The sequence below is a fragment of the Mitsuaria sp. BK037 genome (assembly GCF_014193045.1).
In the GTDB taxonomy this organism is placed as follows: Bacteria; Pseudomonadota; Gammaproteobacteria; order Burkholderiales; family Burkholderiaceae_C; genus Roseateles.
On sequence record NZ_JACHYS010000001.1, the window covers coordinates 1,391,434 to 1,409,102 of the forward strand.

2 protein-coding genes are annotated in these 17,669 nt (G+C 69.8%); both read left to right on the forward strand.

From position 1 onward, the window contains the following. Positions 1-49 precede the first annotated feature (49 nt). The gene (locus tag FHT37_RS05950; protein WP_183479455.1) at positions 50-17,026 is read left to right on the forward strand and encodes a hemagglutinin repeat-containing protein; all 16,977 of its coding nucleotides are present in this window, start codon (positions 50-52) and stop codon (positions 17,024-17,026) included. Further along, positions 17,023-17,487, forward strand: a complete 465-nt coding sequence (locus tag FHT37_RS05955; RefSeq protein ID WP_183479457.1) for a DUF6911 family protein — start codon at positions 17,023-17,025, stop codon at positions 17,485-17,487. Before FHT37_RS05950 ends, FHT37_RS05955 begins: the two co-directional genes overlap by 4 nt. Positions 17,488-17,669 lie beyond the last annotated feature (182 nt).

A 17,669-nucleotide genomic window follows, 5' to 3' on the forward strand; every position in this document is an offset into this window, starting at 1 on the left:
TTGCGCTGACCCGGATCCCTCGCTCCCCAATTTCTCCGTTGAGCTCACGATGAACCGTCTCCAGTACCGAATCGTCTTCAACAAGCAACGTGGCCAACTGATGGCCGTGGCCGAGACCGCCGTCAGCCAGACCAAGGGCGGCAGCGGGGAGAGCGCGGCACCGGCGCGTCGCGCGCTGGCCGCCGCGGAGGTCGTGCCGGCGATCTCGCGTGGCCCGCCGGCGCTGCTCGCGCTGGCCGCGGCCTTCGCGATGGGGGCGGTGATCACGCTGGCACCGGAGGCGCTGGCCCAGGTCAAGGCCGATCCGAATGCGCCGAAGCAGCAGCAGCCGACGGTGGTCAACAGCGCCAACGGCACGGTGCAGGTGAACATCCAGACACCCAGCGCGGCCGGCGTCTCGCGCAACACCTACAGCCAGTTCGACGTCGACAGGCAGGGCGTGATCCTGAACAACTCGCGCACCGATGCCAGCACGCAGCTGGGCGGTTTCGTGCAGGGCAACCCGTGGCTGGCCAAGGGCAGCGCGCGGGTGATCCTCAACGAGGTCAACAGCAGCGCGCCCAGCCAGCTCAAGGGCTACGTGGAAGTGGCGGGGCAGCGGGCCGAGGTGATCATCGCCAACCCGGCCGGCATCCAGGTGGACGGCGGCGGCTTCATCAACGCCAGCGCCGCGGTGCTGACCACCGGCACGCCGCGCTTCAACGCCGACGGCAGCATCGCCGGCTACGGCGTGCAGGGCGGGCTGATCCGCATCGACGGGCAGGGGCTGGATGGCTCGCAGACGGACTACACCGCGCTGCTGGCGCGGGCGGTGGAGCTCAACGCGGGGCTGTGGGCCAAGGACGCGCGCATCCAGACCGGCACGCAGGTGATGACGGTCGAAGGCGCGGCGGCCGGCAATGGCGCGGGCGAAGCGCTGACGCCGAGCGGCGAGCGGCCGCGCTATGCGCTCGACAGCACCGCGCTGGGCGGCATCTATGCGCAGCGGATCACGCTGGTCGGCACGGAGGCGGGCCTGGGCGTGCGCCAGGCTGGGCAGATCGTCGGTGGGCAGCTGACGCTGCGCGCCGATGGCTGGCTGGACAACACCGGCACCGTCTACGCGCAGGAGGCCGATGCCAACGGCACGCCGTCGCTGACGGTCCAGTCCAACACCGGCGTGCGCAACGCGGGATGGCTCGCGTCGCGTGGGAGCGTGGACGTCAAGGCGCCGCAGCTGAGCGGCGAAGCCGGCAGCGCGACCGTCGCAGGGATGACCTCGGATGGCGCGATCGTCGCTGGAGCCGGCAGCCTGTCGCTGACCGCCTCCCAGTCGGCGACGCAACTGGGCCAACTGCTCGCGGGCGACGGTCTGGCCGTGCAGGCCCCGACCATCACCGCCGATGGCGCGCGCCTCGCGGGCAACGGCGCCGCGCTGACGATCACCGCCGATGCCTTCAGCGCCCAGGGCGCCAGCATCGAGCAGTACGGCACCGGTGGGCTCACCCTGGACGCCCGTGCGCTCACGCTGACCGGTGCGACGCTCTTGTCCAATGGCGCGCTGTCGGCTCGCTCGGCGCAGCTGATGCTCGATGGCGCCGATGTCCAGGCGCTGTCGATCTCGCTGAAGGCGGATGGCACGCTGAGCCAGCAACGCGCGTCGCTGCGCTCGGCCGGCACCGCGCTCATGAGCGCCGACCGCATCGACAACCGCGACGCGCGCATCGCCGCCGATGGCGGCGTGACGCTGCAGGCCGGCACCGAGCTGCGCAACGATCGCGGCGAACTGAACGCCGCCGCGGGCGGCATCGTGATCCAGGGCCAGGCCGACGTGGTCAACACCGCGGGCGCGATCGCGGCACGCGACGGCATCTCCGTGGAAGCGCGCTCGCTCGTGCAGGAGCAGGGCGGGTCGATCGACGGTCAGGACGTCACGCTGAAGCTGCAAGGCGCGCTGCGCCAGGACGCGAGCGCGCGGCTGTCGGCGGGCAACGGCCTGTCCGTCGATGCGGCGTCGATCGCCTCCGACGCGCAGGTGCGCGCGGGCGGCGCGCTCGCGCTCTCCGCGCGTGATGGCGCCGTGCTCGGTGGCTCGATCTACGGCGGCAACGTGAACGCCACGTCTGGCGGCGACCTCAGCGTGAGCGGCCTGCTCGCTGCTCAACGCGACTTGAACGCGAGCGCCGCCCGGCGCCTGCAGACGGGCAGTGCCGCGACCGTCGCGGCCGGCCTGGGCAACGACGGCCGCGTGGGCACGCAGGGCGCGCTGGCGATGTCGGCGGGCTCCGAGCTCTCGCTGCGCGGTCAACTGCTGGCCGCCGACGCCGCCTTCGACGCCGCCGGCATCGACCTGGCCGGCGCGCAGTTGCAGGCCTCCAATGCGCTGCGCATCAGCACGGCCAGCGACCTGGTGACGGAAGGCGCGCGGATGAGCGCCTCGTCGCTGACGCTGCAGGCGCAGAACTGGCGCCATGCCGGTGGCCAGCTCGCGATGAGCGGCACCGGCGACTGGAACGTCGCGCTGACGGGCCAGCTCGACAACCGCCAGGGCCAGATCCAGACGAATGCGCGCAGCGTCACGCTGACGGCGCAGGGCGTCGACAACACGGGCGGCCGCCTCTCGACGGCCGGCGACGCGCTGACGATGACGGTGCAGTCGCTCGCGAACCAGGGCGGCGTGCTGTCGACCAGCGGTGATCTGCGCGTTGATGCGCGCCAGCTCGACAACCGTGACGGCGAGCTGAGCGGCCGCGGCGTGGACGTGCGCGGACAGCAGGTCGACAACACCGGCAGCGGCCTGATCGTGGCCTCGCGCGACTTGAGCGTCCGTGCCGACGCGATGACCAACGCCGGTGTGATCCGCGCGGCGGGCGCGGCCTCGATCGACGCGGGGACGCTGACGCACAGCGGCACCATCGCCGCGGGCGGTACGCTGGACGTGCACGCCGGCGCCATCGACAGCAGCGGCGCCTTCGCCGCGGGCCTGAGGGCGGACAACACCGTCGGCATCACGGGTGACCTGTCGCTGAAGGCCGATGGCGCGCTGAAGCACAGCGGCGTGACGCTGGCCGGCGGCGCCGCGCGCCTCGAAGGCGCCGAGCTGCAGCTGCAAGGCAGCCGCACGCAGGCCGCGAGCGTCACCGCGCAGGCGAAGGCGGGTGACCTGCGCCTCGATCGCGCGGCGATGGCCTCGGCCGGCGCGCTCGACCTGGGCGCGACTGGCGCCATCGTCTCCGAGAACGCGCAGCTCAGCGGCGGCTCGGTGACCTTGACGGCGGCTGACTGGCGCAACGCCGGCGGTGAGCTCTCGCAGACGGATACGGCGGGGCGCCTCGCGGCGACGGTGAGCGGCGCGCTCGACAACCGCGGCGGTCGCATCACCGTCAACGGCACGGCGCTGACGCTGTCGGCGCAGCAGCTCGACAACACGGCGGGTCACATCGTCCATGCGGGCACAGCCGCGGGTGAACTGCGCATCGATGCCGGCACGCTGGCCGGCGCGCGGGGCGAGATCCTCGGCAACGGCGCGCTGACGCTGACCACGAGCGGCGCCGCCGACCTGAGCCAGGCGCAGACCCAAGCCGACCGCATCACGGTCAACGCCGCCAGCCTGTCGCTGCAGAACGCGCAGCTGGTGGCCAAGGGCGCGGTCGATCTCACGGCCGCGCAGGCGCTCGACAACACGAGCGGCCTGATCCAGGGCGGCGGCCCGGTGACGCTGCAGGCGGCGACGCTGACCAACCGCGACGGCCAGATCGGCGGCGCGGCAGTCACGCTGCGCGCTGGCGCGATCGACAACGCGGGTCAGGGCCTGGTGACCTCGGGATCGAGCCTGACGGTGAACGCCGATCGCCTCGACAACGCGGGCCAGCTGCAAGCCGCGGGCGATGTCGACGTGACGGCTCGCGCCGCGCTGACGAATGCCGGCCTGATCACCGCGAAGGGCGATGTCCGCGTGAATGCGGGCGCCTTCGATCACACCGGCACCGTGGCCGCGAGCGGCAACACCCGCATCACGGCGGGCACCTTGACCAGCAGCGGCAGCTTCGCGGCGGGTCTCCAGGCCGACAACACCGTCGGCGATCGTGGTGATCTGACGATCACCGCACAGCAACTGCGTCAGAGCGGCACCTCCGTGGCGGGTGGCGCGCTGACGTTCAGCGCCGACGGCCTCGCGCTCCAAGGCAGCAAGACGCAGGCGGGCTCGGTGTCGCTGCAGGCGCTGGCGGGCAGCCTCGCGCTCGATCAGGCGACGGTCGCGGCGACGCGGCAGCTGACGCTGTCGGCTTCGGGCGCGCTGGACGCGGCGGGTTCGACGCTGAGCGGCGACTCCGTCTCGATCGCGGCCGCCGATTGGCACAACGCGGGCGGCACGCTCGCGCAGACCGGCGCAGCGGGCGCGATGCGCGTCGATGTGGCCGGCCTGCTCGACAACCAGGGCGGCCGCATCGGCGCGAACGCTCAATCGGCCACGCTGAACGCGGGCCAGCTCGACAACCGGGGCGGCGCGATCACGCATGCCGGCGCGGGCGCGCTGGCGATCTCGGCGGCCTCGCTGTCGGGCGCGGATGGCCGCATCGCCAGCAGCGGCGACCTCGCGCTGACCGTGAGCGGCGCGGCGACGCTGGATGGCGCGCAGACGCAAGGGCGGACGATCACGCTCGACGCGGGCAGCCTCAGCCATCGCGAGGGCCAGCTGCTCAGCCAGGGCGATGCCGCGGTGCGCGTGAGCGGCGCGCTCGACAACTCCGGCAGCTTCTACGCGCAGGGCGCGATGACGGTGACGGCGGGCGGCGCGCTCACGCACACCGGCCTGATCGCGGCGCAGGGCGACCTCACGGTGCGAGCGGACAGCATCGCCAGCAGCGGCGCCTTCGCCGCCGGCATGAAGCCGGACACCACGCCGGCGGCGCAGGGCGAGCTGACGCTGTCCGCGGCGCACACGCTGCAGCACTCGGGCACCGCGCAGGCGGTGGGCCGCGCGACGCTCGAGGGCGCGTCGCTGCTGCTGCAGGACAGCCAGACTACGGCCGCGTCGATCGCGCTGAATGCGCGTGGCGGCGAGCTTCGCCTGGACCGCGCGCTGCTGTCGGTGCGTGATTTGCTCGACCTGCGCAGCAGCGGCACGCTGAACACCGAGGGCGCGCGCATGAGCGGCGCCAGCGTCGCCATCACGGCGGTCGGCTGGCGCAATGCCGGCGGCCAGATCGGTCAGACGGATGCCGCGGGCCAGTTCACGGCCACGCTGAGCGGGGTTCTGGACAACCAGGGCGGGCGCATCGCGGGCAATGGCACGGCGCTGACGCTGTCGGCGAACCGCATCGAGAACGGCTCGGGTCAGATCATTCATGCGGGCGCGACGGGCGGCACGTTGCGTCTGGATGCGACGACGCTGAATGGCGTCAACGGCACGATCGCCGGCAACGGCGCGCTGGCGCTGAACCTCGCCGGTGATGCCGACTTGAGCGGCGCGACGGCGCAAGGCGACCGCGTGACGGTCCACGCGGCCAATCTCAAGCTGCGCGGCGGCGAGCTGCTCGGGCAGAGCTCGGCGGCGCTGACCGTTGGCGGTGAGCTCGACAACACCGGCGGCCTGATCCACGGCGCGAGCAGCCTGACGATCGATGCCGGCACGCTGACGAACCGCGATGGCCAGCTCGGCGCGGTGGACGTGACGCTCAAGGGCGGCACGATCGACAACGCGGGCCTTGGCCTGATCGCGGCGCGCGGGAAGCTTTCGGCTGACGTGGCGAGCCTGAGCAACGCGGGCTCGATGCAGGCGGGCGGCGATCTCGACCTGCGCGCGAGCGGTGCACTGCGCAACAGCGGCACCGTCCGCGCTCAGGGCGATGGCACGCTGAACGCCGACACGCTGGTCAACACCGGCACGGTGACGGCGCAGGGCGCGCTCATCGCGCAGGCGCGCGACATCGCCAGCAGCGGCGCCTTCGCCGCTGGCCTGAACGCCGACAACACGCTCGCCACGCGCGGCGACCTGACGCTGACGGCGAGCGGTCAACTGCAGCAGAGCGGCACCGCGCTCGCGGGCGGCGTGCTGGCGATGAGCGGCGCCGGACTCGCGCTGCAGGACAGCCGCGTGCAGGCGCAGCGCGTGACGATGACGGCGCTGGCCGGCGACGCGCGCCTGGACCGCGCGACCGTGGCTGGCGGCGAGCGCCTGACGCTGTCCGCGGCGAATGCGCTGGACACCTCCGGCGCGACGCTGGGCGCGGGCTCGGTGTCGATCACGGCGATCGACTGGCGCAACGCTGGCGGCGATCTCGCGCAGAGCGCGGCGGACGGCGAGCTGCGCGTCTCGGTGACGCAGGCGCTGATCAACCAGGGCGGCTCGATCGCGGCCAACGCGGCGGACGTGACGCTCGCCGCGGTGCGCATCGACAACCGCCAAGGCACGCTGCTGCATGCCGGCGCCGGCACGCTGACGCTGAGCGCGCAGCAGCTCGACGGCACCGGCGGCGAGATCCTGGGCAAGGGCGCGCTGGCGATCCAGACGCCGGGCGCGCTGACGCTGGATGGCGCGCTGACGCAGGCGCGCGACATCACGGTGAACGCGGGCAGCCTCAGCCATCGCGACGGCAAGTTGCTGAGCCAGACCGGCGCGGTCTTCACCGTCGGCGGCGCGATGGACAACACGCGCGGCCTGATGCAGACGAGCGAGGACCTGCGCATCGTCGCGGCTTCGCTGGACAACACGGATGGCCAATTGGGCGGCCGCGCGGTCAGCCTCAGCACGGCGGGCCGGCTGCTCAACGGCGGCCAGGGCCTGATCGCTTCGGCGCAGGCGCTGACGATCGAAGCTGGTCAGCTCGACAACGCCGGCAGCCTGCAGTCGCAGGCGGCGATGGACCTGTCGGTGCATGGCGCCTTCGGCAACACCGGCAGCGCGTATGCGCGCGGTCCGCTGACGATCACCGCCGATGGCGCGTTGACGAACAGCGGCATGCTGGCGGCGCAGGGCGCGCTGTCGGTGCAGGCGGCGAGCATCGCGAGCAGCGGCGGCTTCGTCGCGGGTTTGAAACCGGACAACACGCTCGGCACGCAGGGCGATCTGACGCTGCGCACGAGCGGCGCATTGCAGCAGAGCGGCCAGACCGTGGCCGCGGGCGCGATGACGCTGTCGGGCAGCACGCTGCAGCTGCAGGACGCGAAGCTGCAGGCGCAGCGCGCGGACCTGACGGCCAGCACCGGCGACCTGCGCCTGAACCGCGCGACGCTGGCGTCGTCGGGGGCGCTGACGATGTCGGCGGCGGGCGCGATGGACACGGGCGCGGCGTCGATCTCGGGCGACACGCTGTCGGTGACGGCGCAGCGCTGGTCCAACGTCGATGGGGTGGTCACGCAGACCGGCCAGGCCGGCGCGCTGAGCGCGACGCTGCAGGGCGCGCTGGACAACACGCGCGGCGAGATCGCCGCGGCGGGCCGCACGCTGACGGTGAACGCGGGATCGATCGACAACGCGAGCGGCCGTCTGGTGCATGCGGGTGCGGAGGGGTTGAGCCTCACGACCGGCACGCTGAGCGGCGCGAGCGGCGAGATCCTCGGCGCGCACGTGGTGACGCTGACGGCGACGGGCGCGGTCGACCTGAGTCAGGCGAAGACGCAGGGCGGCACGGTGACGCTGCAGGCGGACAGCCTGCGTCATCAAGGCGGCCAGTTGCTGAGCGGCGGCGATGCGCAGCTGCGCGTCGCCGGCGCGATCGACAACACCGGCGGCGCGATGGGCGCGGGCGGCGATCTGCGCGCGCAGGCGGCGTCGCTGGACAACACCGGCGGCCAACTCGGCGCTCGTGCTGTCGACCTGACGCTCGGCACGCTGACCAACGGCGCGCAAGGCCTGATCAACGCGCAGACCGCGCTGACCATCGGCGCGAGTCAGGTGACGAACGCGGGCTCGCTGCAATCGGGCGCGGACACGCGGTTGACGACGACCGGCGCGCTGAGCAACAGCGGCAACATCTACGCGCAAGGCAACGCGACGATGAACGCGGGCCAGGCGCTCACCAACAACGGCCTGATCGGCGCTCAGGGCGCGCTGACCGTGGACGCGCCCGCGCTGGCGGGCGCCGGCACGCTGGCCGCGGGCCTGCGTCCGGACAACTCGCTGGGCGCCCAAGGTGACCTGACGGTCCGCACGACGGGCACGCTGCAATCGGCCGGATCGATGCTGGCCGCGGGCGCGATGACGCTGCGCGGCGGCGATCTGCAGCTGCAGGACAGCCGTCTGCAGGCGGCGTATGTGTCGATGAGCTCGACCGGCGCCTCGGGCCTGGGCGCGCTGCGCCTGGACCGCGCGATCGTCGCGGGCGCGGGTGACCTGATGCTCGCGAGCGCGGGTCTGCTGTCGACGGACGCGGCGACGCTGAGCGGTGCCAACGTCGGCATCACGGCGACGGACTGGCGCAATGTCGGCGGCTCGCTGACGCAGACCGGCGCGGCCGGCGCGCTGACCGCGACGATCGGCAACCAGCTGCTCAACACCGATGGCCGCATCCAGTCGGCCGGCACCGGCCTGCGTCTGCAGGCGCAGTCGATGGACAACGTGCGCGGCACGCTGATGGCGGCGGGCAGCGGTCCGCTGACGGTCACGACGGGATCGCTGGATGGCAGCTCGGGCCAGATCCTCGCGAGCGGCGCGGTGACGATCGCCGCGACCGGCGCGGTGACGCTGGTCAGCGCGCAGACGCAGGGCACGGGCGTGACGGTGTCGGGCAGCAGCCTCGACAACCGTGGCGGCAACCTCGTCAGCAATGGCGGGGCGCTGCTCAACCTCACGGGCGGCATCGACAACCGCGGCGGCACGGTCGCCAGCGCGGGCGCGCTCGACGTGCGCGGCGCGAGCCTGCTCAACGGCGGCAACGGCCTGATGCAGAGCGACTCGGCGCTGCAGGCCACGATCGGCGGCACGCTGGACAACCAGGGCGGCCGCCTGCGCAGCGGCGCGGCGATGACGCTGAACGCGGGCAATGTCGACAACCGCGGCGGCTGGGCCGGCAGCGATGGCACGCTGAGCGTGACCACGGGCGGCGCGCTGCAGAACGCGGGCGGCACGCTGCTCGCGCAGCAGGGCGTGTCGCTGAGCGCGGCGACGCTGGGCAACCAGCAGGGCCGGATCTCGAGCCTGCAAGGCGGCGTGACGCTGCGCGCGCAGGGCGCGATCGACAACACGGCCGGCGCGATCCAGGCCGGGCAGACGGCGGATCTGGGCTCGGCCTCGCTGATCAACGCGCGGGGCGAGGTCTCGGGCGCGGCGGTCGTGATCGATGCGCGCGGACAGACGCTGGACAACAGCGGCGGCCGGCTGCTTGCGACGCAGTCGCTGACGGTGGACAGCGGCACGCTGGAGAACCGCGGCGGGCTGCTGCAATCGGGTGGTGGCCTCTCGGTGCAGACGCATGGCGCGGCGCTGAACAACACTCGCGACGGCTCGGTGACGACGCCCACGGGCATCCGCGCGCAGGGCGCGATGACGCTGAACGCCGGCACGCTGACCAACGAGCAGGGCATCAGCGCCGGCACGTCGGCGCAGGTGAACCTGAGCCAGCTGGTCAACCGCGCGGAGCTGTCGGCCTCGGCGCTGACGGTGTCGGTGGGCGGCACGCTCGACAACCAGGGTGGACGGCTGATCGGCGCGCAGACGCTGGACGCGTCGGCGCAGCAGGTGCTCAACCAGGGCGGGCTGATCTACGGCGGCAACGCGCTGAACCTCACGGCCGCGGGCCGCATCGACAACACGAACACCGGCGGCGCCGGGCAGGGTATCCAGGGCGGCGCCGTCAACGTGCGCGCGCAGCAGCTGGACAACATCGGCGGTCAGGTGCTGGCCAGTGGGAGCCTGGGGCTGACGATCGCGCAGTCGCTCAACAACGCGGGCGGGGCACTGGGCGCGTCGGGCACGCAGACGATCGGGGATGGGGCGTCGGTGTCGGCGCTGTCGCTCAACAACGCGGGCGGGCGCATCTGGTCCGGCAGCGCGATGGGGCTGAACCTGCGCGAGCTTGCCGGCGGTGTCGGCGGGCAGATCAGCAGCGGCGCGGGCATGAGCGTCAAGCTCGTGGGCGATTTCATCTACGGCGCCAGCAGCCAGTTCCAGTCGGCGGGCGACATGGTGCTCGACGTCTCGGGCAACTTCGCCAACCAGGGCACGCTGCGCAGCGGCGGGACGCTGTCGATCTCGGCGAGCAGCATCGACAACGCGGCCAGCGGCGAACTCAGCGGCGTGAACACGCTGCTCACCGCGGCGGGGCAGATCACCAACCGCGGACTCATCGATGGCGACGGCGTGCTGCTGACCTCGGACCGGCTGGTCAACCTGGGCACAGGCCGGATCTACGGCGGGGACGTGGTCATCGACGGTGGCGCGCTGGTCAACGGCGCCGAGGGCGGCGTGGCGGCGGTGATCGCGGGACGGCGCTCGATCGATGCGCAGCTCACGCGCGAGATCTCCAACACGGACGGGGCGCTGATCTTCGCGGACGGCGACCTGCGGCTCGCGGGCGCGAGCCTGCTCAACGAGAACTCGACCATCGAGGCCAGCCGTGCGCTGGCGCTGCAGATGACAGGTGGGATCGTGAACCGGACCGTGCTGCAGGGCGTGGGCACGGGGCAGGGCACCGGTCAGGGAACGCTGGCCTCGGCGGCCTTCATCCGCGCCGGCGGGGACATGACGATCTCCGGCGACACGCTGCTCAACAGCGGCGCCACGATCGAGGCGCGCAGCAACCTGACGCTGACGGCCAACCGCATCGACAACGTGAATCCGTACCTGATGTGGGGCAACTACACGCCGGGCTCGGAAGGATTTGTCAGCATCGTCTACTCGATCAACAACGGGCCGATCGAAGACCTTGCCGTTCCAATGAACGGGCGCACGGCGCAGGAGGTGCTGAGCGACTACGCGCGGACACATCGCACCCACCGGATCGTTTCGTGGGAGGCATTCGGCGGCAATGACGCGGGCGCGCCGCTGACGCAGTCGCTCGCGGCCAAGATCATCGTGGGCGGCACCTTGAGCATCGGTGCCGGCACGATCAACAACGACATGAGCCAGGTGGTCGGCATGACCGGCGTGGCGATCACCGGCGGGCAGGTCACGAACGTGCCGCACACGGTGACGGCCGTCGACACGCAGGGCGTGGCGCATACGGTGAATCTCTCGCTGGCAGGCGGTGCGCCGGTGGTGGGGCAGGTGTCGCAAGCGCCCGGCGGGCGCCAGGGCGCTGGCGCGGTGAGCACCGGGGGCGGTGCCTCGGCGCAACAGGCGCAAGGCGGTGCTTCCGCCAACGCGAGCGGTGGCGCCGGTACTGGCGGCTTCCTCACCCGCTTGATCCGCCAGGTGCAGCAGGGCGCTGCGGCGCAGGCCAACGCGCAAGGCAATGCGCAGGTGCGGGCGGGCAGTGCGATCACGTCGAACGCAGTGGCGACGGGCAACGGCGCCGCGGGCGCCGGCGTGGTCCAGGCGATCCAGCGCAGTGGCGCGACCGCGACCGAGCGCGCCATCGCCGCCGCGCAGTCCGGCGACGCGGGCGCGCAGGTGGAGGCGACGCTCCGTCACGAGCGCGATGGCGACGCGGTGCAGACGGGCTCGGCGCAGGATCTGCAAGGCGCGCGCGTGACCACGCAGTTCCGCGATGGGCAGGCGATCGACGCCGCGCAAGGCAACAGCACGACGCAACAGGTGCAGGGCACGGCGCGGACCGGTCTCGCCGGCCTGCTTCAGCGGGCCCGCGCCGCATCGGCCGCGCAGGTCGACGCGTCCGCGCAGTCTGACCAGAAGGCCACGACGCAGATCGGCAAGGTGACGACGCAAGCCGGCTCGACGAGCCGGCCGGGCGCGGCGCAGAACGCGGCGCTGAGGGTCTCGGGCCTGAGCGTCGGCGGCCGCCTGTTCGGCGTACCGCCCAACCTCACGCTGCCCTCCAACAGCCTGTTCAAGACGCACAGCGAGCCCGGCAGCAAGTACCTGGTCGAGACGGACCCGCGCTTTGCCAACTACCGCGAGTGGCTCTCCAGCGACTTCCTGCTGCAGCAGATGGCGCTGGACCCCACCGTGACGCAGAAGCGCCTGGGCGACGGCTTCTACGAGCAGCGCCTGGTGCGCGAGCAGATCGGCCAGCTCACCGGCACGGGCTACCTGTCGGGCTACGCGGACGACGAGTCGATGTACCGCGCGCTGCTGACCAACGGCGCGACCTTCGCCAAGGAGCACCAGCTGGTGCCGGGCGTGGCGCTGAGCGCCGAGCAGATGACGCAGCTCACCAGCGACCTGGTGTGGCTGGTGGAGCAGACGGTGACGCTGGCGGACGGCACGACGCAGCGCGTGCTGGTGCCGCAGGTGTACCTGGTGCCGCGCGAGGGCGATCTGCTGCCCAGCGGCTCGCTGATCGCCGGCGGCCGGGTGGAGATGGCGCTGACGGGCGACTTCAACAACGGTGGCAGTGTGCGCGGCGGCGCGGTGGCCATCCAGGCGCAGAACATCGCCAACACCGGCGACATGCGCGCCACGACGCTGGCGCTGACGGCGCGCGAGGATCTGCGCAACATCGGCGGGCAGCTGGCGGCCACGGGCGACATGAGCCTGGTGGCCGGGCGTGACGTCGTCATGCAGAGCACGACGGCCAGCGGCGGCACGGTGAAGGGCAACGTCACGACCAAGGCGACGGTGCTGGACCAGGTGGCCTCGCTCACCGCGGGCGGCGTGATGGTGGTGCAGGCCGGGCGCGACGCGCAGCTGCAGGCGGTGCAGATCACGCAGGGCGGCGCGGAGGGCGCGGGCGCCGAGGGCGGCGTGATGGTGGCCGCGGGACGTGACCTGACGCTGAGCACGGCGCAGACCTCGAGCTCGCGCGACCAGGTCTGGAACGCGACCAACTTCAAGAAGGAAAGCCAGCGCCAGGACGTGGGCACGGAGATCAAGGCCGAGGGCGCGGTGCTGCTCAAGGCCGGCCAGGACCTGAGCGCCACGGCCGCGCAGATCGCCAGCGCGCAGGGCGCGGTGACGCTGAGCGCAGGACGCGACGTCGAGCTGCTGGCCGGCGAGGCCAACAAGGTCGTCGAGGAGATGACGCAGAAGACCAAGAAGAGTCTGTTCAAGAAGAAGACGGTCACGACCTACAACAAGACGGACACGACGACCGCGATCGGCACGACGCTGTCGGGCGACACGGTCAACATCGTGGCCGGGCGCGACATCACGCTGGCCGCGGCGCAGGCGGTGTCGGACAACGGCACCAAGCTCATCGCCGACCGCGACATCACCATCGACGGGGTCACCAACTCGGTGGATACCGAGCAGTTCAAGAAGACGGTGAAGTCGGGGCTGTTCAGCGGCGGCGGGATCGGGGTGACGATCGGCAAGCAGGAGCTGTCGCAGGCGACGAAGACGAGCCAGGAGACGCACCAGGGCTCGGTGGTGGCCAGCGTCGCCGGGGACGTGGACATCTACGCCGGCGGCAAGTACCGGCAGGTGGGCTCGGAGGTGCAGGCGCCGCAGGGCGACGTGACGATCAAGGGCAAGTCCATCGACATCGTGGAGGCGCGCAACCAGTCGGCGCAGGACACGGAGACCAAGTTCAGGCAGAGCGGGCTGTCGCTGTCCTTGAGCGCACCGGGCGTGGATGCGGCGATGGGCGCCATCAAGGCCGGGGAGCACGTCACGCAGACGCAGGACGACCGGATGAAGGCACTGGCGGCGGCCACGGCGATCTCCAAGGCCAAGCAGGCGGTCGAGGAGATCCAGAAGTTCAACGACCTGGCCAAGGCGCAGCAGGAGCAGAGCATCCGCATCAGCCTGTCGGTGGGCAGCCAGCAGAGCAAGAGCTCGCAGCACAACGAGGCGAACCAGGCCGCGGGGAGCTCGGTGCTCGCGGACGGCAAGCTGAGCCTCATCGCCACCGGCGGCGGGCAGGACTCCAACGTCACGGTGCGAGGCAGCACGCTCGCGGGTCAGGACGTGTTCATCAAGGCGGACAACAAGATCGACTTGCTGGCCGCGCAGAACACCAGCGAGCAGCACAGCAAGGACTCGAGCAGCAGCGCGTCCATCGGCATCGGCATCTCGCTGGGCAAGGAGAACCGGCTGGGCTTCACCGCGAGTGCCAGCGTGTCCAAGGGCAACGCGGACGGCAAGGACACGAACTACTCGGCCACGCAGGTCACGGGCGGCAGCTCGGTGACGCTGCAGTCGGGCGGGGACACGACGCTGGGCGGCGCGGTGGTGACGGCGCCGAAGGTGGTGGCCGACATCGGCGGCAACCTCAAGATCGAGAGCCTGCAGGACACGGCCAAGTTCGACTCCAAGAGCCAGAGCATGGGCGGCAGCGTCACCGTCGGGTACGGGGCGGGCGGCAGCGCCAACTTCAGCCAGTCCAAGGTCAACGCGGACTATGCGGCGGTGGGCGAGCAGGCCGGCATCCGCGCCGGCGACGGCGGCTTCCAGGTGAGCGTGAAGGGCAACACCGAGCTCAAGGGTGGTGCGATCACGAGCAGCCAGGCGGCGATCGACGCGGGCAAGAACAGCTTCAGCACCGGCACGCTGACCAGCAGCGACATCGACAACCGCAGCCAGTTCAGCGCCAGCGCCGTGACGGTGAGCGCGGGCACGAGCGGCGGCATGGCCGGTGCGTTCAAGGACAGCGGCGACGAGCGCAGCACGACGCGCAGCACGATCAGCGCGGGCAGCACGACGATCACCAGCGGCGATGCGGCGAGTCAGGCGACGCTGGAGAAGCTTGACCGCGGCGCGACGAACGATGCGACTGCGGGCAAGTTGTCGCAGGGCTGGGATGGGCAGAAGCTCGCGCAGCAGGTGAAGGTGAATGCGCAGATCGTGGCGGAGTTTGGGGCGCAGGCGGCGAAGGAGGTGGCCGACTTCGCGGCTTCCAAGACGAAGGCCTATGACGATGCCAAGCTGAAGAGCGATGCTGCTCAGGCCGTGCTGAACGATCCGAAGTCTTCATCCGCCATGAGGGAGGAGGCGGAGCAGAAGAAGATTGAAGCGGCTGCGACCATGGCCCAGAACAAGGAGGCCTACGAGCAGTGGAAGGAAGGAGGCGCGTCGCGGGTGGCTCTGCATGCGGTGGTCGGTGCGGTGACTGGAGATCTCAGCGGCGCGTTGGGTGCTGCAGGGAGCGCGGCTGCGGCTGGTGAGCTCGACAAGTTCCAGGACTCGATCAAGGGCGCGTTGAAGCAGGCCGGGCTTGGAGGTGAGAACGGCAGCAACGATTGGGCGACGGCGTTGTCCAAGCTCGCGGCTGGCGCCGTGGCTACCGGCATCGGCGCCGCAGCTGGTGGAGGAGTCAACGGTGCAGCGGCTGGTTTGAACCAGGACTACAACAACCGGCAGTTGCATGAATCCGAGGCGAAAAAGCTCGCAGCTCTAAAGGCTGGGAAGACGCCCGACCAACAAGCTCGGCTGGATGCGGCCGCTTGCGCCTTGACCCGATGCGCGGATGGCGTGCCGGACAGCGACGCCAACAAGACGCGGCTTCAGGCCATGCAGGACGCTGGGGCGTACTACACGGCCGAGCTGAAGCAGCTGCAGGGCACCGGACAGTTTGTTTACACGACATGGGACGGTGCTAGGGACTCGATCACCAGCAATGGCCAGATCATTCGGAGAACCGGTGGCGCCTTGAACATGGTGGTCGGTGCGGTCGGCACTGCGGGAGGCGCGACTCTCACTTCCGCGTCTGCGGTTGGATGCCCGGCAACGATGATCAGCTGCGCAGGGGTCCCGTTAGGAGCCGGGCTCACGGTGCTCTCGTATAACCAAGCGACGGAAGGCACCAAAGCGCTCTTTGGACGTTACGTGTCCTCGGAAGGTCAGTTGATCTTGGATTCATTCAATCCGGAGACGTATCCCGGAGAACGAGATCCGTTGAAGTCTGCGGGGATCGAAGCCGCGAAGGCCGCCTCCTTGGCGCTGCTAGGGAAGTACCTGCCGAAGGGCATGTTTGCCGCCGAGGAGTCGCTCCTCGCGAAGAATGCGGTAAAGGGAGAGGTCAAGGCGGCTGGGCAGGCGACGGAAAACGTCCCAGCTGTCCAGTGCATTTCGGGCGACTTCTGCTTTGTCGCAGGAACGCCGGTGTTGACTGTCGACGGTCCCCGCGCCATTGAGACGCTCCGGCCGGGCGTGAGAGTCCTTTCTCGCCACGAGCGAACAGGTGAGAAGGGTGTGCGCCCGGTGGTTGCAACCAAAGCCACGGAGAACCAACCGATCGTCGAACTCGAGTTGCTCGCAGAAGGCGGAGCGAAGGAAATCCTCAAGACCACCGAGGAACATCCGTTCTGGGTGGCGAATCGCACCGGTGGCGCGGGCTGGATTCGAGCTGCCGACCTCATAGCAGGCGCTCAACTAGTCAGCTCATCAGATTCTGCAGTCGTCGTTCTGACTGCGAGAACTACCGGAGAACGGGCAACGGTATATAACATTCGCGTTGAGGAATATCATACTTACCACGCTGGTGAGCTCGAAGTCTGGGTTCATAACGCGGATTGCTGCCCAAAGCCTGGCCCTAAGTCCGACGGCACGTCACCGAGTCCGAGTAGCGCGGCAGCCGGGGCGAAATTGAATAGTGATTTGAGGGTGGCTCAAGCTAATGATCCTCGAATCGGTACGACGCTTCCCGGTGCGACTGCTCCGATTAAAGTTACCGCTGAGGCATATGTGGATGGAAAGACCCTATTCGATACCAACCAGACCGCCCGCCCGGTTGCTGTAGCTGATCCGAAACGCCCTACGATAGTTGCTGATCTCATTCCTCCCGGAGCGCCAAATTCAAATATGGGGAATGCGCATGCGGAGATCGGTGTTATCCAGCAGGCCCTGGATGCAAACTTGACGCAGGACAGGGCAATGACGATTGTTGTTCGTGGCGAGGCGGTGTGCTCGTATTGTTCGAACTCAAACAATATCGTTGCTGCTGCTCAGAGGGCAGGTTTGGCAAGGCTTGAATTGGTTGATACAGTGGATCAGAAAACCTATGTTTGGATTCGGGGTTCTAATCAACTGGTGGAGAAAAAGAAATGAGCGAAGAGTGGATGGAAAATATGCGTTCCAGTGTGCAGCTTGAACTGTCTTGGCGGGCCCGCGGGTCCAACTCTCCGTTCACGACCAGGAGCGAGAGCCCCCAGTGGTCCGATGTGGATTTCGCCTTGTCGGCGGTTTTTGATGCAGGCGGGATGGTGAGACTGTCGGCCGTTCAGCCGGCGGAAACATGGTTGATCCAATTGGCCCTGGATTGTGAGCCAGGTGCATGCAGAATAATCGCTCGCGTCAATAGCGAAGATCAAAAAATGAGCTTGCTGGAATGGTCCGAGGGAGAGCGTTCGGACGTTCCGATAGTGATATCGGATCATGCTTGGGATGCGCGAACAGTTTGTAAGAGCCTAGTGGTTGTCAAGGCTGTATTTCAAGCGATTTTTGATAATCCTGAAATTGAAGAGAACGGTCTCAAAGGGTTTGAATCTCCATGGTTTCGCAGCCCATGAATGTTTCCAGGAACTGTTGAAAATATCCCACGATGCTGGCGTTGACGGCGAGCGGGCACCTGCGCAACATCGGTGGTCAGCTGGCGGCCACCGATGCGCGCCGGGCATGACCCGACGCTGGGCGCGATGCAGACCTCAAGCGCGACCAAGTTTGGAACGCGCCCAACTTCAAGAAGGGTGCA

Bases quoted from the DNA above. Each gene is read 5' to 3' on its own strand.
- FHT37_RS05950 (WP_183479455.1), top strand. From the start codon at position 50: ATGAACCGTCTCCAGTACCGAATCGTCTTCAACAAGCAACGTGGCCAA.
- FHT37_RS05955 (WP_183479457.1), top strand. From the start codon at position 17,023: ATGAGCGAAGAGTGGATGGAAAATATGCGTTCCAGTGTGCAGCTTGAA.